Here is a 21,526-nt window from a genome sequence, read left to right on the forward strand (position 1 = left end):
ATAGGGATAGAGCATGTAGATGAATGATCTACTCTCTATCCCTAATTTCATGAAGAATTAAGTCGTAGTATCCTTTCTGATGTGGAACGAAATCACGTAAGTTCACTTCTCTATTCTCTTCGTAACGTTCACCAGTATTCTCATTGCGTGTGATTCCTTCGGCTACTACTGATTCGATATCCCCTTGAATTAGTTGCTGGAATTTATCCATGTTGATGAAATAGAGTCCCGATACTTCACTTACTTGAAACTCATATTCAGATACATCTTTAACACATTTATACAAGAACACATGACAAAACTCACGATCAATAAGAGTTTCAGTAATGGTATTATCATCAACAAATACACCACAGGGATGTAATGCTTTAAATGAGATATCGAGTCCAAGTTCTTCCTTTAACTCTCGTATTCCATCCTCGATACGCTCTCCAGCTATTAGATGACCCGCACAAGAAATATCAAGTAAACTTGGATATGTATCTTTCTTAGCATCACGTAATTGAAACAATAAGCTTGGACCCTGCCCATCCGTTTCTCTGTACACCCAACAATGAAATGTTTGATGCCATAATCCTAAAAGATGTGCCTCAGACCTACTTGCCGTTCCTATCTTTTCCATTCTATTATTGAAAATATCAAATATTTCATATAATGACATTTCGTCTTCTCCTACCATTCTGCCCCTTTTATTGGCCTTTCATTTACATATATAATTCACTAAAAAGCCCTTCCTCCCCATTAGATCAAGGGTTATATAGAAAAGGGCCTCACTTAGCTTCGTATGATCCAACCTAGTCAATAAAGAAATCCTGCTCAGGCCGGGTTTTTGATCTCAATTGCTTCACGCTATGTTCCAAATTTAATATAATGTCTTCCAATTGTTTAGGATCTATGGTGTGTGTCATCACAGGTTCTGGTTTTATTCCCGCTTTTAACTCACGCATGACAATTTGTTGTTCCTGCCATTTGTCCATCAAATCAGCTATCGTAGCATAAAAGCGTTCATAATCTTTAATAACCTCGTCCAAAAAAGTGTCGACTTCATCAGGATCATACCCTCTGAGTTTATTACTGAACACTTTCTCATGGATAGAACGAGCATCAAGATGAATTCCCAATTGATTAAATAATTTCTTCTGTTTTTCTAATCTTCGTTGCATATGCTCATCCAATGAGAATACCCCCTATGATCTATTATCTAAGATGTGTTTAACTGTGAAATTATAATCGCACTTTTTTAATTATATATCATTTTCACGCTCAGATAAAAACAGCAACCTTTTTTGTAGGAATATACAATCGCTATTGTTCATTTTGAAAGAAATTCAAGGCCCATTGTACCATACCCATCAATGATTGTTCTCCCCCAATATTGGGTAATAAGTATATGTGAACATGACCAATCAGGCTAATAAATATCTACCAAACGGAAGGGAGTCATGTGAAATGAATCATTTAAAAGAATCCGAATTAAAAAACCTAACCCATACACTCCATAAGGAAAAGCAGGAACTCGAACATCATTTTAATCTACAAAAAGATGATGAAAGTGGTTCTTTAAACCAATCTTTGTCAGATGCTACTGGAGAGTTATCTACATACGATAATCATCCTGCTGATGTGGGGACAGAAACGTTTGAACGCGGACGTGATTTAGCTTTAGAAGAAAAAATGACTAATGACCTTTCTCAAGTTAACCAAGCCCTTGAACTTATTGACCAAGGCCGTTATGGAACTTGCCGAATCTGTGGTATGGATATTCCTTTTGAGAGACTAGAAGCACTACCTTATACCATGTATTGTGTGGATCACACGCCTAGGAATCAGAATTCCGAGGATCGACCTATTGAAGAAGAAGTCATGACACCACCACCATCCGGCGCAGGCGAGAAACGTCAGCATAACCATGGGAAATTCGATGATGCCAATGCTTGGGAATCTGTTGAAGAGTATGGAACTTCGAATTCAGCCGCTATGGCAACTAAACGAGATGTAAAGGATTATCAAGAAGGTATGTAACTTACGTAACCCCGCATTCCGGAAATAGGATCTGGAATGCGGGGTTCTTTATATTATTCTTACTCTCATAGAAGTTCTTGCTGATGCTAAACATGCGTCAATGACTTTCATATTATTCACAGCGTCTTCTGGAGCATAAGGTAGTGGAATCCCCTCAAGTACAGCGTTAGCAAAAGCATCTGCCTCTAAAGTAAAAGAATTGATGACTCCGCCTCTCTCTTCACGTGTTCCTTCACTTGTATGAACTAGAATCTGTGGCGGTTCATCACTTCTCTCCCAGCCAAAAGCGTTCGGAAGTTCAATACTTCCTTCAGTCCCCAGTACTTCGTAATAACAACGTGGGAACGCCCATAATCCACAATCGAAGGTTAGTGCGATGGAGCCTGGAAATTCCAACATACCACTTGCCATCATATCGACACCATCATGCTCAGGAGAGAATAATGCATGTACCGTTGCAGCTGTCGGTTCTTGTCCTAAGATCATACGTCCCATTGAAATGGGGTAACAGCCAACATCATAGATGGACCCTCCACCCATTGATTTCTTGTATCGAACATTCCCTAAATCATCTGAATTATTACACGTGAAATTAGCATGAAGACCACGAATCTTCCCTATTTCCCCACTGGCAATGATTTCTTTCACTCTTGCATGCTTGGGATGATAACGATACATGAACGCTTCTGCAAAAATCACACCTTCACGTCGGCATACTTCCACCATTTCAAGCGCCTCTGCTGCATTTAAAGCTACCGGTTTCTCACATAATACATGCTTCCCGGCTTTCGCTGCAGCGATGGTCCACTCTTTATGTAAATGATTAGGTAAGGGAATATAGACAGCATCTACTTCCTCATCGGCTAGTAATTCTTCATAAGTCCCATAGGAGCGTTGTATATTAAACTCCACAGCTACATCAGCCGCCTTATCCGCATCTCTGCTAGCTATAGCGATAATTTCTCCACGTTCAGATTCATGAATCCCAGGCATCACGGCTGATTGCGCAATGCTAGATGTACTTAGAATTCCCCAACGAAGTTTTCGGCTCATATTCGTCTCACCCTTTCCTACATCGAATCAATAATTATCGTTCGCCGCTTTATTCAGTATCCCAAGACAACGATCAAGGTCCGTTTTAATCTGCTTCTTATATAATTCTGCCTTCGCTTCACCTTCATCAGTAAAGTGATATAGGACGATTTCTTGGAAATCAACTCGTGGATCATTTCCCTTCAATTGCTTCGTCCGGTATAATACCCCTTCTTGCACTAATTCATGAAGAGCTCGATAAATTTCACTCTGAGGAGGAGAATAACCGTAGTTACTAAATTGCTTCCGTAGTTCTTCGAGCATCTGATATCCATATCCTCGTTGTTGTTCAACCATCGTGATTAGATATACTTTGATAAATGCCCGCTGGGCAATCATAAATGCCATAGATAAGTTCCCCTTCCCTATTTCCTTCATTAACCAATATAAATACATTATAAACAACTATTTACCAAATTGCACAATGTGATATGTTCACGGCATTTTCTATTAAGAATTTTTCATGTGATGTATTATTCATTTCATGAGTATTAAAAAGAGACCTATTCAACACTCCATGATTCCGAAGTTTTGATTCAGGTCTCTCCAAAAAAATCTATTTACTACGATGCTTTCGTCTCAAGCTTCTTCCTTTTCACTGGAACGCCACCTACCCATTTTCCTATAGAAAACATTGAGAGCCATCTGATCAAGAAATAAGAAAGCAGGACACAGATAACAAATGACATCAACACTCTAAGAATAACGGGCCATTGTACAAAAAGATGAACATCAAATATATAACTAACTCTTAACATGCATGCATGTGCTAAGTATGCTCCATATGAATATTTTCCAATTGAAATAAAGATCTTATTGGTTGCAATTCTGCCACTTTCCTTTATCCAAATTGCCAGTTGATACAATACACATATTGAACTCACTAGAAAGAACACCATGAGAGGTCGAAGTAAATTCACTTTATTAAAATTAATGACCATTCCACTTGGCGTTTGAAAGCTCTCGATAACGATGTATGTATAGTAGGCGAATAAGACTAAGAAGCAACTCATATAGATCCACTTCCCCTTACGAATCCACTCTTTCCATAGATCCGGACGCATTCCCGCACAAGCTCCTAGTACGAAATAAAAGAAAAAGAACAAGAAATTACGATCCACATACTTCGTGAACATAGGTGTAATCACGGGTAAGTGAATCCTAGCCATTATATCCCCTATCGTAAAGATGTTATCTGTTAGCCACACAAATAGCAGTCCAGTACAAATAATACACACCATATATATTCTAGGGGGGATGACTTTCTGCACTTTATAGATCACATAACGAAATACTGGGAACAAGAGGTAGAACTGAAAGATCATAACTACATACCACAAATGATAACTTGACTTTCCAGAAAATAACATCTGAAGCCATTTCCAACCTTCTCGTATAAACCCTTCATTCCATCCATAAAATGAGAAGTAAACAAAGGACCAAAGCATATAAGGAACGATAATATCGCTCAGTCTTTTTCGTATAAAAGTGAAATAATTGAATTGACCCTCGTAGTTGTAGAATAACACCATACCTGTAATAAAAATGAAGACCGGCACCGCGAACTTAGCGGCCATTAATAATATCGTCATAAGAATGCCATCTTCAAGACGGATACCCGCAACGATCGAATAATGTGCAATGCTATGCTGTAGTGCCACAGCCAGAAAGGCCAACCCACGTAAACTTTCTATTTCGGTAATTCTTTCTTTATGTACCATCGAATTCTCCCACTCATAGTGATTTGAAGCTGCTCATTTCTTTATGCAACACGTACATTTCTTTATCTATATCCCCTGGATTTAATATCTCAACGAGACGAAACCCGCATTTATTAATATAAAAGTTATGATTTCTCTTGGAAAACCCAGGTGTTTCTGCAATCCACTTCAACGTATCCGGATATTTTCTTTCAATAGCTCCCCAGACTTGCCGTCCAATCCCTTTGTTTTGGATGGATGAATCAATAAATATATTCCCTAAATAATTATTCCCATTATCATTAACCCATAGGATATACGCTCCAATTAGTTCACCATCTAACAATATTTTGTACGCTCCATTAGATGTATTTAATGCCCACTTCCTTAAGAATTCTCCATTATTATAACCTTCTGGTCCATCGGTTTTACCCTCACCGAGATGAATTCGAGCATCCTCATCAAATGCTCTAGTCATAATCAAAGTTAAAGGCTCTATGTCTTCCTCAACAATCGCACTGAATGACAACAAATTGTTCATGTTCATTTCACTTATACCCATATCATTACCTCCCTAAGGAATTAACAATCTTTACTATACCTATTGTATCAATATATTAGTCATTGCACCTCTCCGCTTTGTATATTTTTTATGTATTTTGTTGGTTATATATTTTTTTCAAAAAAATCATTTAATGAATAGAAAACAGCCCATAGAATAGATTCTTGTCGAATGAGAGCATTCCCATTTAACTTCTACGAATCAATCTATGGACTGTATTCTTAAAAAAAGTATATGATTTCGAAGTTCCAGAAAATCTACTATACAAAAGGTTTGCTAGGTGGAGTATTTAAGGCACTGTTCACTTCTGAGTCATAACGACTTGCATTCAACGATTTATTATCACGGAATACATGATACACTTCTGTTCCAGGTCCATCAGAGTCCACAAGAACTAGAATTTTCCCATTGCTTACATAGGACTCATATTCAGCAGCTTCCTCTTCAGGAATACCGAGCCCTACTAACCCTCCAACCAATCCACCCGCACCGGCACCAACTGCTAATCCAGCTATTGTAGCTGCAATCGGACCAGCCGCAAGAATAGGTCCAATACCCGGAATGGCTAGCGCTCCTATGCCTGCAAGAAGTCCAACTGTACCCCCTAGCACACCACCAGTTGCCATTCCAGCAGCTACTCCTTCCGGAGCTTTCGAACCTGTATCTTCCGTTATTTGTTTCAAATCATCTCTATCTTTTGTTATCACTGAGATATGTTCAATCCCAATTCCTTGATTTTTTAAATTTTCAATGGCTCTAGAAGCTTCCTGCTCTGTATCAAACACACCAACAATTTTCTTATCCATAGTTAAATCCTCCTTCAAGATATTGGGTAATTGCGATTCTATCTTTAATTACCCGCATCTCTATCTAAATAAACACTATTCAGAGCATTCGTATAAATAAGTTGATTATTGAAATGGTTACTGTGTATTTACTGCTGTTGTCTCGTACGACGTGTAGGTATCGCTTCTAATGGTTTATCCGGCCAATAATGTTTAGGATAACGACCTTTCAAATCTTTTTTCACCTCGTAATAAGCACCTTCCCAGAAACTAGCCAGATCAGATGTTACTTGTACCGGACGTTGTGCCGGTGACAATAAATGAAGTGTTAATGGTACGCGACCACCACCAATACGTGGCGTTTCTAGTAATCCGAACATTTCCTGTAACTTCACAGCTACCTTGGGCTGGTCAGGATCACTATAATCAATCGCAATACGTGATCCACTAGGTACCATCATATGTGTTGGCGCTTTGGCATCTAACTCTCGTCGTTGATCCCACGTTAGGAGATTCTGTTCGATAATACCATTCAATGATAACCGCTGTAGATCATTACGATTCTTCATCCCATATATAGAAGGAAGTAACCAATCTTGCATTGTAGCTAACAGAGCTTCATCCCTAACGTTTGGCCAGTCGGAAGGGGTTATAGAATGCATAAACAACAATCGTTGCCTTAATTGGATAGACACTTTAGTCCAAGGTAATAATTGTAATCCTTCCTCCTTAATTCCTTCCACTAACGCATAGGCAACTTCTTCCTCCGGAGGCTTGGGGTAAGCTTTCTCTTGAAGCATTAATACCCCAAATAAGCATCTGCGTCGAGCTTTAACACCTTGCAAATCTCGATCCCAGAAGATCACGTCAGTCTCTTGAATCAGATCCTGTTGATAACGATACAATGATGCTTCTGATAGTGAAGCAGCCAATAACAATCTTCCCTCTGTTCCACGATCATCAACAGACGCAGCTACGATATATGATGAACGGCTCAAAGGCTGGATCATAGACATCTCCACACCACGTCCGCTTGCTAATAGGAATCTTCCGTCACCTCTCCCTTGTCCGATCCGATCTGGATATGCAAAAGACAAAAGAATACCACACCAATCCGAATGTACATGAGAAGTTCCCGATATATTTAGATTTCTCTGATTCTGGCGCATCTCCTGAATAATTCGATGCATGGCTGTTACATCGAGCGAAGAGTCATCTACGCTTGGCATTCCTTGATTCTCCCACATCATCAATTGATCTATTCTGGTAGAAATATCACTATCATCGAACGCTCTTTTCCCTTTGAATATATCCCGTTCCTGTAGCAGCGCAGCTAGTCGACATGCTAATTCGCCACATTGAAGTGGAATAGCTTCTAATATCATATGGGCCATACGTGGATGCATCCCAATACTAGCCATCTGTTGACCATGTGAAGTAATACGCCCCTTTTGATCCACAGCACCAAGCCGCTTTAGAAGATCAACGGCTTGACCAAAAGCCATGTCAGAAGGTGTATCAATCCATCGTAAATCATTCGGATCTTGAATTCCCCATACTGCTAATTCGAGTGCAAGTGAGGAAAGATCACTACTCATGATCTCAGGTATATTGGCACTCTGGAGCGAGTCTTGTTGCTCTTGGCTCCAAAGTCGGTAACAGGTACCCGATTCCGTACGTCCCGCTCTCCCTCTTCGTTGATCAGCAGATGCCTTCGATACATTAACTGTCGATAGATGAGACATACCACTTCGTGAAGATACCACTTGTGTTCTCATAAGCCCACTATCCACAACAATACGTATACCTTCTATCGTCAAGCTGGTCTCCGCTATCGAAGTGGCAAGAACGATTTTACGACATCCATCGGGTTCAATTCGGATAGCCTCACTCTGTTCAGACAACGGCAACTGTCCATATAATGTCCTGATTACAATATCACTTGGTAATGACATTAATTCTAATTCACGCTTAACCTTTCGAATTTCCCCTACACCCGGAAGGAAAGCCAATAGACTCCCTTCGTGACTAATCAATGCCTGTCGAATAATAGAAGACATGGCCTTCTCCATGGGAACTGGCGCTGGGTTAGGTACATATACTGTATCAACAGGGAACTGGCGCCCCACACAATGAATGATAGGAGCATTATGTAATAGCGAAGCAACCACGCTTGCGTCCATCGTGGCTGACATGACAAGGATTCTCAAGTCCTCCCTCAACATCGTTTGTGATTCCAATGCGAGTGCCAGTCCAAGATCTCCATGTATATTCCGTTCGTGGAACTCATCAAATATAAGGATACCTACATCTGAAAGTTCTTGATCATTCTGTAGCATACGTGTCAGAATTCCTTCTGTCACGACCTCTATTCGTGTCGTCTTCCCTACCTTACTATCCATTCTTACTCGGTAACCTACCCTATCACCTACGCGTTCTCCCAATTGTGTAGCCATAAAGTGAGCTGCAGAACGCGCGGCTAACCTTCGAGGTTCAAGCATCATAATCTTCTTGCCTTCAAGCCAAGGCTCGTCAAGTAGTGCCAATGGCACACGAGTAGTTTTGCCAGCACCTGGTTCTGCTATAAGAACAGCTGAAGTATTATGACATAATTGGTCTAGCAGCTGCCGTAATACATCATTTATAGGTAATTCATGCATTATATCTTCTCCAAGTGAATCCCATGATGATGGATTCCATAATTCGATTCTTGCCTATTATATAGCCTAGTCACATACAATATCTATAGGTGCAATCGAGTAAGGCAAAGAAGAACCCACAGCCTGAGCGGTGGGTTCTATAAGTTTATCCTTTTAACATGCTCTCAACAAATCTTTGAATGACAGCAGCGACCTCAGCTCTGTTAGCGATTCCCTTTGGATCAAATTGATTGTTGTTCCGTCCCTGCATCATATTATGAAGAGTAGCATACATCACTGCTTCTCTAGCATAGTCAGATATATTCGCTACATCTGCATAATCCAGCTTAATCGCACTTGTAACTTCAGGGGCGTTTTGCAAAAATTTAGAAAAGTTAAATATAATCTTCGCCATTTCCTCACGGGTAATTTCACGATTAGGCACAAACTGGTCATTACCCACACCGCTTACAATACCATTCTCCAATGCCCAAGCTGCATAAGACGCATAGAAGGCATCAGTGGAAACGTCACTGAAAGTGATCGGAGCAACTTTGATCGCGCCATAGGAACTTTCATACAACCGTCCAATGACAGTAACGAACATTCCACGCGTCATATTAAGTTGCGGGCTGAACTTATCTTTACTCGTGCCTTGGAACAACTCACGCTCAGTAACAAAAGCGATATTCTTAAGGGCCCAACTCTCACCTATATCTGAGAAAGACTTTTTGTTCTCACCAAAGCGAACTTCTACTCCATCTGGTGATATATACTTCAACTTACCATTCACATCGGCACTAAAGCCGATATATATTATCCTTCCATCTTTCTCGTAATAAGGAATACCAATAGATTGTAATGCAAATTTAGCCTCAATGATATGTTTGGCATTCACCTTAGAGAAGGTAAATGTAGTAACTGGACCAACAGACTTTCCATCTACCAATACATCGACAATTTGATATCTATCATCAGGTGTGATCGTAAAGGTTATACTTCCACCCTTTATAATATTGGCTGATTTAGGGGATATTGTACCGCCCTCGGATTGCTTCACCTGAATTGCATAATGCGTATCAGGAACGACCGTTGAATTATGATCTGGATTACTATCGGGATTAGTACCAGGATTGCTAGGTCCTGCTGCTGAATCATAACCAATAGCATAGGTGGAGAACTTCTTGGTTGTAAGGGCTATCGTGTCTCCCATGACTACAATCTTTTCACCGTCCACCTCATCTGTAGTAATCATTTCCACCTGACCATTGTGGACACGATAAATCACATAACCACTTTTGCCTTGCTGGGCTTTCGTCAATGGAATATAAATCGTAATAGGTTGCAGGGCATTCGGCATATTTATAGCACTCTCTGCATTCCCACCTGTAGTAACTTGTTTAATCAAGTTCAAATTAATAAACATGGTAATATCCTTTTGAGTAGCTGCAGCAATAATCTTTTGAATATCCGCAATGTTACCTTCCTCAATCGCTACAGAAAGCTTTATTGCGATAGAATTATTCGGAACTTTCGCAGCGTCAATCTCTTCTTGTGTGAACTGATTGTTCAAACCATCCACCACGATATTAGGAGCCCCATTTTGAATTTCTACCATATTGCTTAATGTCGCATTAGGGATGGTCACATGAACCTCTTTGTTGGCACCAGCCACCTTAATGTAACTAGTAAGAATCTGGTTCCCATTTGAGACCACTAAATTATAGGTACCATTCGGAATTCCCTTAATTGCAAACGCACCATCCACATCGGTAATGACTTCGTCACCCAATTGTGTTTTACCATTCATGACTTTAACTGTCCAACCTTGTACTGCCGAACTAACATTTATGTCACTTATGCGCTTTAAAGTACCTGAGATGATAAACATATTAACTGGTGTTTCATTATTGAATTTAGCACTAACTGTTACATCATTACCAGGCATGCGGAATGTGTAATTACCATCAAGTCCTCTCGTCACTTCAAGAGGTACACCGTTGCTAGTCACTATTACTTCAACGATGTGTCCACCTTCTGATGGATGTGCCGTTAGCGTAACGATATCACCTGCTTTTGCTGTATTACGATCTTGTTCAAGCGTTCCACCAATCATGTTATCTGCAATCAGAATATCACTCTCTTTACGTGAATCTAATGCAGCGTTCAGGTCAGAAATAGCATCGTTAACTTCTTTCCATGTTGTTGCTTTATTTGCTGCTGCAATAGCTGCTGCGAGAGCATCTGCTTGTGCACAATTCTCGAACCAATCTGGTTGTGCCAACGCTGCAAAAGAGTTAGTATTCTCTAACGTAGTCCAAATTGTAGCTTCTTTCTTAGGAACGATCTTGGAATAACTCTCCTGCAATTCTTTGAAAGCCGCATCCACCTGTTCTTGGGTCTGACCTGATGTTTCTATCACTGTCTTTGCAGTGGTGCGTGCCATTAAGAAATCTTGGAGTTCTTTGCCGTCTACTACATCATTTGAAGATATAGTGTTGCTAATATCATATAACTTCTGCAACTCACTTTTGTTTACAAGTGAACTTAGTTCATTCTTAGCCACAAATAACTGATTAATCATCGCATTAACTTCAGGTACAGTAACTTTATCTTTTCTAGTCATCGTATCTGCTTCATTGATGATTCCTTGGAATACTGTCCATTTCTCATCATGCTTATATTCACCTGCAGGAAGTGCCTTCATCTCATTAATCACTAATTGTAAACGAGAAATATCTTCAGCTTCTGCATAAGCAATCAAAGCATCTTGAGCAGCCTTCAGTGCATCATATGCACTGATAATCTCTTCTTCACTGACCTCAGCTTTATCTAAAATAGTCTTTGCTTCTATTAGCTGTGCAGTCAACGTTGCATAACTCTCAGCCGTGTATTTCTCCGCAATTAAGTCCTTGTTTGCATCATATAAATTTTGTAGAATCGTTCTATCGATGATTAAGAATTCATCTACATAGAAATTATCAACGGAATATTCTGAAGCGTTTCCTTTAGTAATATCGATGTAATAATCATCATGAGGTCCGGTCGTAAAGCTGAGTCTTATACTACCCTTGCCCCATGAAGTGTTGGAACCTGCTACTTCGGATGCAAGCTTTGCATTAGTCGTATCGCCCGCTTCTTGTGCTTTGTCCGATTTCACCGCAACAGTAAAGGCTCCGTTCGTGCTAGCACGGTAATCCAATCCCGCTTCATAACGTGTATTAGGTTTCAATCTTAACGTATAAGGAGCTGTTCTGAGGTAGTCGCCACCGCGAGTCTTCAATGAGTAACGTCCATCAATCGTATCGAACGTATGTGGCGCGTTACTTTCCGCTAAATGCGTCTGATCAGACTCCGTAGCTAGGAATACTCCATACCCTTCATCGACATTTTCAAAGTCTTCATATAAATAATGTCCTTTTTGGTCTGATTGAGCATTTAGCACAATGCGTGCATCATCGAACAGAACATAACTACTAGCATCTGCCCCCACTGCTGCTTTCAATATTAAAGTCGCAGTTCCTTCTGTAGTAGCGGTGAAGTGAACTTTCATCCGTTGGATATTACGCTTATATTTATCCGTATGATGTAAACCATAAATAATATTACTTCGATCCATCTCATTAGAAACTTCGGTTCCGTTCGGCAGACGAACGGCTAAGGTAGCTGTTCTACCATTCGATACCTCTGCCCAAATGGATGCAGCATATGTTTTACCCGGTTCTAAGCCTTTAATTTCTTGGGTGATCGTAGCATCATTAACACCTCGAACCGTGAGATACGTATTACCTCTGTTATTATTCTCAAATTTCACATGATCCTTAGTACCAGCACTTGAAGAGAACTTCCATGCGTATTCAGGAGTAAAACTATCGAAGCCCATATCCTTGACGAGACTTCCTTCACTCCAGCTATAAGCAGCCATATCGGTTACATCCGGTGCTTTTGACTTCGGATAAATTACATAACCGGTTTTGGCCTTAGCATGGATTGTTACCTTATGAGCACCATCTAATGACACATCCACTGGAGTACTACGTCCATGGTCTGACAATTCATACATTACAACACTGTCATACCCATTCCAAGATGCAGGTAGCGTCCAAGTACTTGCACCGCCATTCGGATTCCAGTGGTAAATTTTCTCTTCCGTCTTTACGTCCCAAGGAATAAAGATCAAATTTCCATCTGCGATGAGATGATTATCCTTCCGGATCGTATTCTTACCATTATTATACTCCGTAACGATCTCCAGTTTCTCCCCTAGCACCGCACGATTCTCCGTGTCGAATTGCATGATTGGGAACTGAACCAAATAACGATTTGGAAGTACTTGTGTAAAGAACTGTTCGATCGTAGAGGCATAATTATAGGATGTCTGCCATCCGTTAATACCCAAGTTATTACGATCACCTGAGGAACGGAACAAACTAGAAGAACCAAATACATCCTGACGGGTATGATTGACAAAGCGAACCAAACTTCCCGCATTATTAAATTCACCACCCACGTGATGCGCCCAAACACTGTGCGTGTCCATTTCCCGAGGGTATTCTGTAGCAATGGCCATGCCCATAGAGTTGATCTTATCTATAATAGAATACATCGGCCAACGAGATCCAAAATAAACATCGACATAAATGAGAGATAGGTTGCCTTTCGTGTCTTGATTAAGTTGGTCTAATCTGGCAATCATGCCATTATCCGTATCCAAAATATCATTCTCACGAACAATTTGACTTGCGACATCATACCACGGCCAACCACCGATTTTGGTAGCAAGTTTACCAAATGTAATGGACTCGGGGTATGTCTCTGTCTGGTTGATATGAATACCGATTGTCGTATTATACTGTTGAGCTTTTTCAAGCAATACGTTGAAGTCATTCAATCCACCTGCAGCTTGATTATAATTTGTAAAGTCACCATTGTTAGAGTCATGTCCCTGGCCATTGTAACCTTTAATAACAATGTTCTGAGGGAAACTATCCGTGCCTAGCGAAACTTTTTTGATATTATCTAGAATGCGTAGGAATGGATATTGTGCTGCACTTCCCACATCCATAGCAATCGTATTTAAACTGCTCATTACTGCACTGGAATGCTGCATATCAGCAGTTTCTCCGTCTTTCAATACATCATCACGCCGTGCAATTGCTCCATCTTGAAAGTCAACTTTACCATCTTGGTTGCGATCTCCAGTGATAGCGACTTTAACCCATGGTTCTTCGATCACTTTATTGTCCAATCCGCGGTACTGATAGCCATTACTCCATAGACCCGTTGAGTAGTGACTACCTACTTGGAATGTCTGATAAGCAATGCCCCGACGATTATTAATGGACCCATTGTTGATAGTTGCGGCAATGTTCTCATCACTGATAACTACAATTGCGCTTGTAGCATAAGCGTTATGTTCACGTTGTCCCTTTAGATCAACAATAGACTCAGTATAATTTGATCCATCTGCATTACCATAACGATTCTCTCTTAATTCCGCACCAGGTTGTTCATTGGATAGAGATACCAAGCTATGCCTTGGAAAATTGAAAGAATAAATGGGATTCATCGTGTCTTTAATATTTGTTATTTTCATTTGAAGCACGTTATTGACCACTGTGAAGATCACATCAAAAGTGACCGTCTTGCTTGGTTCAATCTCTACTGTCATATGATAAGATGCTGTGTCAGAAGTAAAGTCCGCCGTCACCTGAGGACGATATTCCTTATTATTCAGTTCAACTACATAATAAGGACGCTCCTGCCCCTTCATGGTCACACTTGTTGAATTGAGTTTGTAGTCAATAACACGTGGAAATAAGGAATCCATATTGACTACAAGATCTCCTGATTGAATGGTACGAGCGTCACCTGGGTCCTCTTCCATCGCAGGAAGGTCAGCAGATGTAATTGAGAGATTTGTAATTAACGCTCCCGCACCACCAGTTAATCGTATTCCAGCTTTACCAGCTGCACCGGTCAATAAATCCACTTCACCGGAGTAAACTTCACCACCGTCCACCCAAATAGTAAGGACTTTTTCCACTACTCGAATTCGAACAGTGTAAGGTGCTAAGCGTTTGGCATAAAAGCGATCTCCATCTTCTATTAGCTTTTGACTTCCTCCCCGACCATTCCACACAGTCCATGTCGATCTGTTACCACTTGCACCGTTTATCCCGATAGCCACCCAATCATCCGACCCACGGTATCTTGTTACGAGTGCAAAATTACCATTGTCATTTGCAGGCTGAAAGGTAAATTCCACATCACTATTTTTAAGTTCCGGAGCATTGTGATCAATGATGAATGCACTACTACTATTCACAAATTTAGCACCGTGATTTGTAGCGTCATAAGTCAGCGTACCCATACCGGAAACTAGCTTGAGTTCATCTATGTTTGCGGAGAAATCCCGCACATAGTTGATTTGAGTATCGTTAGGCTTTGCCTGAACACTAAGCTCAAAATTCGTTTCAAAACCATCCGCAAATGCGAAGGTAAGTACCGCACCTCCTGCTTCTTTTACCGATGATACATATTCCTTTTTCAATGTGATCGTATTATTGCTAACGGAATAATCCGTATTCTCAGTGAGTTTCACATCATTAGCTTCGATACTTACAAGTGCGTTATTCGTCTGAGACAACGCAATAGGAACATCGTAACTACCCGCCTCAGCGTAGAGCACGAACTTATTATCTGGAGTCAACGTTACTCTGTCATAGGCACCCACCACAATATTATCGACTTTCATCTTGCCCTGGCTACCGCCAGTGCCATATCCCCAAGCAATTAACCCTACCTGTCCTGCATTCATATCTGCCAGCTGTGCATGTTTCTGTGAGAATACCTGCGCACCATTCACAAGTAAAGTGACTCGGTCACCAGCATACTCGATACGGACATGGATCTTATCTCCGTTTTTCCAACTCGGGCCAGTGATATTTGTTAGAACATCCTGTCCATCCTTAAGAACTTTCCATGTCCCCACATCATAAGCTACGGCAGCATATTTACTAGCATTCTGCTGTCGGAACAAGAACCCGATCCGTCCATCGGACAAGTTGGTAGCATCCATTTCAATAAATCCATCTTGCACCAATGGAGCGCTTATCGCCATATAGGTGACTTTACTTTCGCTGTTGTCTTGTTTTGCAATCTTCATATAACCTGCATCACCCACACCGTCTATGAACTCTACAGTGCCATCTCCACCCACCTTTTGGAAGCCGCCTCGTTTGTTACGATCTGTAAAGGTGATTTTGTAATTTCCATGCTCATCCATCTCTGTTTCATGTAGGGCACCAGTAGTGATGTTATCAAATTTCGCAGTCCCCTGCGTAGCTCCAGTGCCATAGCCCCACACACGAACACCTATTTTTCCTGCTCCCGTTTGAAGTCCTGGAACGTTACCCGAGTAAAGTTCAGTACCCGCTACAATTACGCGAATATTTTCTCCCTTATACTCAATCCGAACACGAGTCTTTTTATTAAGAGGTAACCCAGCACCTTGAAACGTAATAGAATCATTACCATTGTTTAAGAACTTCCATCCTGTCCCAACATCATAACCTACCCCAGCAAACTGAGATTCATTTTGATAACGGAACAACAATGCAATTCTACCTTCGGAAAGATTATTAACATCCATCTCGACAAAACCATCACCTTGAGAAGGGGCATTCAGATCCGCAAACTGCGAGGCTCCGTTTGCTGTCAGTTGCATATTACCCGCATCGCCTGCACCATCTGTGAATATCATAGCACCGTTTGCACCGGTTTTAGTCCAGCCGCCACGCGTTTTGGCATCGGTAAAGGATACCGTATAGTTGCCATTAGCGTCGGTCTCCACCACCGGAAGATCTGGCTGTGGAGGCAGACTCGACAGCTCCCCTACAGTAAAATTATCAATTTTGACGTTGGCCTGTGTAGCTCCTGTGTCATAACCCCAAAAGCGAACGCCAATCTTGCCTGCTGCTAAGTCAAGCTGGGGGATATTCCCAGAGTAGCGCTCCACACCATCTATAAGAAGGCGAATATGCTCACCGCGGAACTCCACACGCATGTTGGTTTTGACATTGGCTGCTGGTACCGCGCCCACGCCACTGATAGTACCCCAGCCATTTCCACTGTTGATACACCAACCCCACTTATCATCGTAGCTGATACCGGCATAGCTATCCCCATTTTGGTAACGGAATAACAGGGCCATCCGCCCGCCGTTGTTGAGAGGAGTGATGTCCGCCTGAATAAAGCCGTCCTTCATAATAGGTGCGGTATCGTCCATAACCACGGTATTACCGTTAGCCGCAAGTGTCATAAAGCCAGCGTCACCTACACCATCCGTAAACGTCATCATGCCGTTACCTGTAGCTTTCTTCCAACCACCACGGGTGCTTTCATCCGTGAACGATACCGTATAATTACCGTTAACCTCGGCTTCCGACACAGGATCAATTGCTGCAGCATTAGCAGGGACGATCTCCGTCTCGGGATCAATTGCTGTAGCGTTGTCAGGGTCGGTTTCTAGCCCTGGATCAATTTCCGTAGCGTTATCAGCACTGCTACCCCTCCCCGGTGCCTCGATTGGAAGTTCTGTCGACCCAACCATGTCTGTATCTGCCGATACTGCACCTATCGGTATGCCAGTCAACATACTAACGGATAGAAATATGGATAGTAACTGCTTGAATCTAATCACTTTCTTCAATTCCTTCGCCCCCATCATTCAAATCTTAATTGTAATCGCTTTCAACAGGAAGCATTCTTCCTGTAATTTCTACAATACATGTGGACATAGATAACTTTTATTGTGGTATTTCCAAAAAAATATTAATCTTTGAATCTATCAACCCGTTCTTTAGCTATTCCTCCTTTAATATGAAAGCGTTATTAATTGATACTATAATTATAGAAAATCTTCCTTTTGCAATACATCAATAAAACAAACATTTATATGGATAATATTACCTTGATGTGTGTAATTACATTATTTGTTATTGCATTAGGCTTTCAATTATTAATTTTTTCTTCAATTCACATGACCCTATAGACAATTTTATTATCTTTATGGATTATCCTATCCAGGTGTTTCATGTACATGTGAGACGAATGATTAGGCTAACAAAGTAAAAACAGCCCATCCTATGACGAGGAACGAGCTATCTTCTTTGATCTTCCAAACACTTTTACTTTTACCATTTCAGAGTTTTATGTCTTATGTAAATATTTTCCCTCCTACTAGTGAAAGCGTTATCAAATAATGCTATAATCATACATATTGCTTTCATAAAAGCTTAACGAGTTAAGGGGGCCATCTATGTTACGCAAATTCAAAATACAGCATCGATTGATTGGAACCTTCTTAATCGTTTCGGTTCTTCCGATCTTCTTTCTGGGATATTATGCATATCATCTTTATTCAGAATCCATCAGTGACAAGCTCAGTAAATCTACCTTTCAAGCCTTAACATTAGTCAATATCAATTTACTTGCAGAACTTCAGAACTATCAGTATCTCATTGGATCGATATCCACAAATGAATTTGTACAAGAGAACTTGTCAAAGGAAAATGCTGAGCAAAAGGATCCTGAGAATGCCAAAGAAGCAGCAATGGATGCTATCTTTAGAACCATTTTCCCATCACATGCTGTGAACGTAAGTATATTTGATACGGACCATCGTCTTTTTTATGAACTTGGATTTGATCCAATCGATAATCAAGCCCTAAATAAGGCGATGAGCGATGTGGATACGAATGCTCCTTATGATGGCCTGACATATGTCAAGACCATTCGATCATACGATACCATTGCTCTGGGACGAAAAATACATGCACTGAATGACATCTCAACCCAGTTAGGCTATGCTTTTGTATTCATCAAAGATGATTTATTCTCAGAGAACATTCTATCCAATGTTGATTTAGGGACTGGCACTAAGCTAATGATTATGGGGCGAGATGGGACCGTGTTATCAGCCAACGAAAAGGAGATTCCTTTAGGATCTCCGTACATAGACCCTGAACTTATCAATCAAATTAAGGATCACCAAGGGCAAGACAGTCAATCTTTTTCTGGACAGGTTAATAACACAGATCAACAAATTTCTTACATATATAATGAACAAATTGGCTGGTATCTTATTTCAATGATGCCCTTTTCCTACATTAATTCAGAAACAAGTAAGATCACCATCAGTATGTCAGTCATCATCGTGCTTATCGTTATATGTTGTATTGTGATCATTTCTTATATGAATAACAGCATTGTAAGACCTATAAAGGGGATTATTACCTTTAGTAATCAAATATCAAATGGAAAATTCTCTAATCGTATTCAAGATGATAATGAGGATGAAATGGGCGTGCTTTCTCGCAAAATTAATAGTATGGTTGGTGAAATTGAACATCTAATACATAATCAGAAACTGGATCAAAAGCGTAAACGAGAGTTAGAACTACAAATGCTTCAATCCCAAATCAATCCGCATTTTCTGTTTAATACCCTTAACACACTGCGATGGCTCGCAATTATTAATCAAGTGCCCGTTTTAAGTAACGGTATCAGCTCTTTATCAGAGTTACTTCGTAGTACCATCTTAGACCGTAATGAGGAAATTACGATTGAACAAGAGTTACATAATTTATCGAACTATTTTGAAATACAAAAAATTCGCTATGCGGATAGTTTTCAAGTTGAATATGATATTAATGATGAACTAGTCCATTGCTTAATTCCCAAATTGATTCTGCAACCTGTTGCTGAGAATGCAATTATTCATGGATTATCCGAACATGGTAAATCTATCAAGATAAAGATTAAAGTTCAGCAAAGAGATCAATTCATTGATATTGAAATCACTGACAATGGTAAAGGATTTGATACAAATACTTCAAAAAATTCTGACAATAACAAAAAGCTATCCGGCATCGGGATAACGAATGTTGATGAACGAATTAAAATCTATTATGGAGAAGAATACGGATTATTTATTACAAGTGTTATTGGTGATGGCACATGCTGTAAAATCATCATTCCATACGAAGGTCAACTTAAACAAGGAGGCTAGTCTTTATGTTTAATGTATTACTTGTAGATGATGAACCGATTGTAAAAATAGCACTACGAACGATGATTGCTTGGGATGATCTCGGATTTCCTATATGCGGTACTGCCTCCGATGGGATAGAGGCCTTAGCTTTGGTTGAGAAATTAAAGCCTGATATTATTATTACGGACCTAAAGATGCCCAATATGGACGGTCTTCAATTCATCAAGGAGTTAAATAAATTTAAATATCATGGAAAGATCATTGTAGCAAGCAATTTTGGTGATTATGAGCTTGTACGTGAAGCATTACTGCTTGGGGCAGTTGACTATATGTTAAAAATCAGCATAAAAACCGAAGATCTTATTGCACAACTTCATAAGACAGCTAGCCTCCTTCAGGAACAACAGCATACATTACAAGAACAGGAAGCTCGAGATCAATTTATGCAAAGTAATCTTAAAAGTGTAAAAAATAGCGTTTTGAAAGAATATTTCACAGATACATCTTTTGATCTACATCATTTCTTGCACAATAAACCGATTGTATTGAATTTGACGGATACCCCCATTTATCTATTCTATATCACCTTTGAGCTAGACATTTCAGCAGAACAAGATGAGAAGACGGACATTTCCATTGCATTTATCGAGAATATGATTCTTGACCTAGTAGAGGCAGGAAATGATATTGAAGTTTTTCAAGTGGAAGCAACCGGCATCATCGCCTTAATCTCAGAACAGCAGCTAAATAAACATCAAATCAAACCTATGGACTTCATCAATAAAATCAGCAAATTAATTAAGATGTATATTTCAATAGAACCAACTATTGTATATTCTCATGAGACTATTGGTTATGTGGAAGCAAGGGATACATACTGGGCATGTAAAGATGCCCTACATATTAATTTTTACGATCATCATCCGGTTATTTGCGTGGATGAAATCAAGTTCAAGGAAGACACAATGCATACCAATTACGTTGATTACTCTATTTCAATGATTAAGCATTGGCAGCAATATGATAAGGAGTCGATCATCGATAACTTAGAAGCATTTATTCAGGAGTGCAGGCATAATAACATTCATCCAGATGTTGTTAAAACGTTCATCTTTAAATGTCTAGATTATTTGCCGTTATATGAGAATAAGATCCGAATCGATGATCCAGAGCAATATGAGTACCGTAAAAAGGGTTTACTTTATTGTAAAAACATTGAATTATTTACAGTTAATGCTATACAAACTTTTCAGTGTTTAAGCTTACGAACTGATATGTCTGACACTCCTGTATTCAAGAAAGAAGTACTAGATGTCATTAACTATATAGAGTCACATTATCAAGATAAGATCACCTTAGAAATGATTTCGAGTTACACTAATTTCAGTGAAAACTATTTATGTCGTATGTTTAAGGAACAAGTTGGCACAAGCCTGTTCAGCTACATCAATAATTTAAGAATGATTAAAGCCGCTGAATTAATTATACAAGGTCGTATCTATATCAAGGAAGTCTCTTCTCTAGTCGGTATTAGTGACCAATTCTACTTTAATCGATTATTTAAAAAGCATTTTGGTATGTCTCCTACGGAGTATAAAGCTCAACAATTACAAATATATTAAAAACAAATGAAGAGGGCTGTCCCGAACTTGGGGACAGCCCTCTTCATT

The 21,526-nt window shown here is 40.0% G+C and carries 12 protein-coding genes; 3 read left to right on the forward strand and 9 right to left on the reverse strand.

What is annotated here, in order from left to right; translation table 11 throughout:
* Positions 1 to 28: 28 nt before the first annotated feature.
* Positions 29 to 661, reverse strand: a complete 633-nt coding sequence (locus PBAT_RS13665) for an NUDIX hydrolase (protein ID WP_068650486.1) — start codon at positions 659 to 661, stop codon at positions 29 to 31.
* 133 nt (positions 662 to 794) lie between these two features.
* Positions 795 to 1,175, reverse strand: a complete 381-nt coding sequence (locus PBAT_RS13670) for a DivIVA domain-containing protein (protein WP_068650488.1) — start codon at positions 1,173 to 1,175, stop codon at positions 795 to 797.
* A gap of 274 nt (positions 1,176 to 1,449) precedes the next feature.
* On the opposite strand from PBAT_RS13670, the gene PBAT_RS13675 reads away from it, so the two are divergent.
* Positions 1,450 to 2,022 (forward strand): TraR/DksA C4-type zinc finger protein, encoded by a 573-nt coding sequence (locus PBAT_RS13675; RefSeq protein ID WP_068650490.1) that lies wholly within the window; start codon positions 1,450 to 1,452, stop codon positions 2,020 to 2,022.
* A gap of 48 nt (positions 2,023 to 2,070) precedes the next feature.
* Here PBAT_RS13675 and PBAT_RS13680 read toward each other — a convergent pair whose 3' ends face one another.
* From PBAT_RS13680 to PBAT_RS13710, 7 genes are all read right to left on the reverse strand, one after another.
* The gene (locus PBAT_RS13680; RefSeq protein ID WP_068650492.1) at positions 2,071 to 3,075 is read right to left on the reverse strand and encodes a Gfo/Idh/MocA family protein; all 1,005 of its coding nucleotides are present in this window, start codon (positions 3,073 to 3,075) and stop codon (positions 2,071 to 2,073) included.
* Positions 3,076 to 3,102: 27 nt separating this feature from the next.
* On the reverse strand, positions 3,103 to 3,462 hold the full coding sequence (locus tag PBAT_RS13685) for a replication termination protein (RefSeq protein WP_068534892.1): 360 nt from the start codon (positions 3,460 to 3,462) through the stop codon (positions 3,103 to 3,105).
* A 215-nt stretch (positions 3,463 to 3,677) separates the two neighbouring features.
* Positions 3,678 to 4,835: an acyltransferase gene (locus PBAT_RS13690; protein ID WP_068650494.1), complete on the reverse strand. Its 1,158-nt coding sequence runs from the start codon at positions 4,833 to 4,835 to the stop codon at positions 3,678 to 3,680.
* A gap of 13 nt (positions 4,836 to 4,848) precedes the next feature.
* Positions 4,849 to 5,376, reverse strand: a complete 528-nt coding sequence (locus PBAT_RS13695) for a GNAT family N-acetyltransferase (protein WP_246168192.1) — start codon at positions 5,374 to 5,376, stop codon at positions 4,849 to 4,851.
* A 260-nt stretch (positions 5,377 to 5,636) separates the two neighbouring features.
* On the reverse strand, positions 5,637 to 6,182 hold the full coding sequence (locus PBAT_RS13700; RefSeq protein ID WP_068650495.1) for a general stress protein: 546 nt from the start codon (positions 6,180 to 6,182) through the stop codon (positions 5,637 to 5,639).
* A gap of 128 nt (positions 6,183 to 6,310) precedes the next feature.
* The gene (gene hrpB, locus PBAT_RS13705; protein WP_068650497.1) at positions 6,311 to 8,821 is read right to left on the reverse strand and encodes an ATP-dependent helicase HrpB; all 2,511 of its coding nucleotides are present in this window, start codon (positions 8,819 to 8,821) and stop codon (positions 6,311 to 6,313) included.
* Positions 8,822 to 8,966: 145 nt separating this feature from the next.
* Positions 8,967 to 17,504: an endo-alpha-N-acetylgalactosaminidase family protein gene (locus PBAT_RS13710; protein WP_246168881.1), complete on the reverse strand. Its 8,538-nt coding sequence runs from the start codon at positions 17,502 to 17,504 to the stop codon at positions 8,967 to 8,969.
* 618 nt (positions 17,505 to 18,122) lie between these two features.
* On the opposite strand from PBAT_RS13710, the gene PBAT_RS13715 reads away from it, so the two are divergent.
* Complete coding sequence (locus tag PBAT_RS13715) at positions 18,123 to 19,874, forward strand: sensor histidine kinase (RefSeq protein WP_068650501.1); 1,752 nt, start codon at positions 18,123 to 18,125, stop codon at positions 19,872 to 19,874.
* 5 nt (positions 19,875 to 19,879) lie between these two features.
* On the forward strand, positions 19,880 to 21,478 hold the full coding sequence (locus PBAT_RS13720; protein ID WP_068650503.1) for a response regulator transcription factor: 1,599 nt from the start codon (positions 19,880 to 19,882) through the stop codon (positions 21,476 to 21,478).
* Positions 21,479 to 21,526 lie beyond the last annotated feature (48 nt).

It is taken from the genome of Paenibacillus antarcticus, from assembly GCF_001637225.1.
GTDB classification, from domain to species: domain Bacteria; phylum Bacillota; class Bacilli; order Paenibacillales; family Paenibacillaceae; genus Paenibacillus_AQ; species Paenibacillus_AQ antarcticus.

Coding starts and splice junctions, on each gene's coding strand:
- PBAT_RS13665 (WP_068650486.1), bottom strand. CDS start 661: ATGTCATTATATGAAATATTTGATATTTTCAATAATAGAATGGAAAAG.
- PBAT_RS13675 (WP_068650490.1), top strand. CDS start 1,450: ATGAATCATTTAAAAGAATCCGAATTAAAAAACCTAACCCATACACTC.
- PBAT_RS13680 (WP_068650492.1), bottom strand. CDS start 3,075: ATGAGCCGAAAACTTCGTTGGGGAATTCTAAGTACATCTAGCATTGCG.
- PBAT_RS13685 (WP_068534892.1), bottom strand. CDS start 3,462: ATGGCATTTATGATTGCCCAGCGGGCATTTATCAAAGTATATCTAATC.
- PBAT_RS13690 (WP_068650494.1), bottom strand. CDS start 4,835: ATGGTACATAAAGAAAGAATTACCGAAATAGAAAGTTTACGTGGGTTG.
- PBAT_RS13695 (WP_246168192.1), bottom strand. CDS start 5,376: ATGGGTATAAGTGAAATGAACATGAACAATTTGTTGTCATTCAGTGCG.
- PBAT_RS13700 (WP_068650495.1), bottom strand. CDS start 6,182: ATGGATAAGAAAATTGTTGGTGTGTTTGATACAGAGCAGGAAGCTTCT.
- hrpB (WP_068650497.1), bottom strand. CDS start 8,821: ATGCATGAATTACCTATAAATGATGTATTACGGCAGCTGCTAGACCAA.
- PBAT_RS13715 (WP_068650501.1), top strand. CDS start 18,123: ATGTTACGCAAATTCAAAATACAGCATCGATTGATTGGAACCTTCTTA.
- PBAT_RS13720 (WP_068650503.1), top strand. CDS start 19,880: ATGTTTAATGTATTACTTGTAGATGATGAACCGATTGTAAAAATAGCA.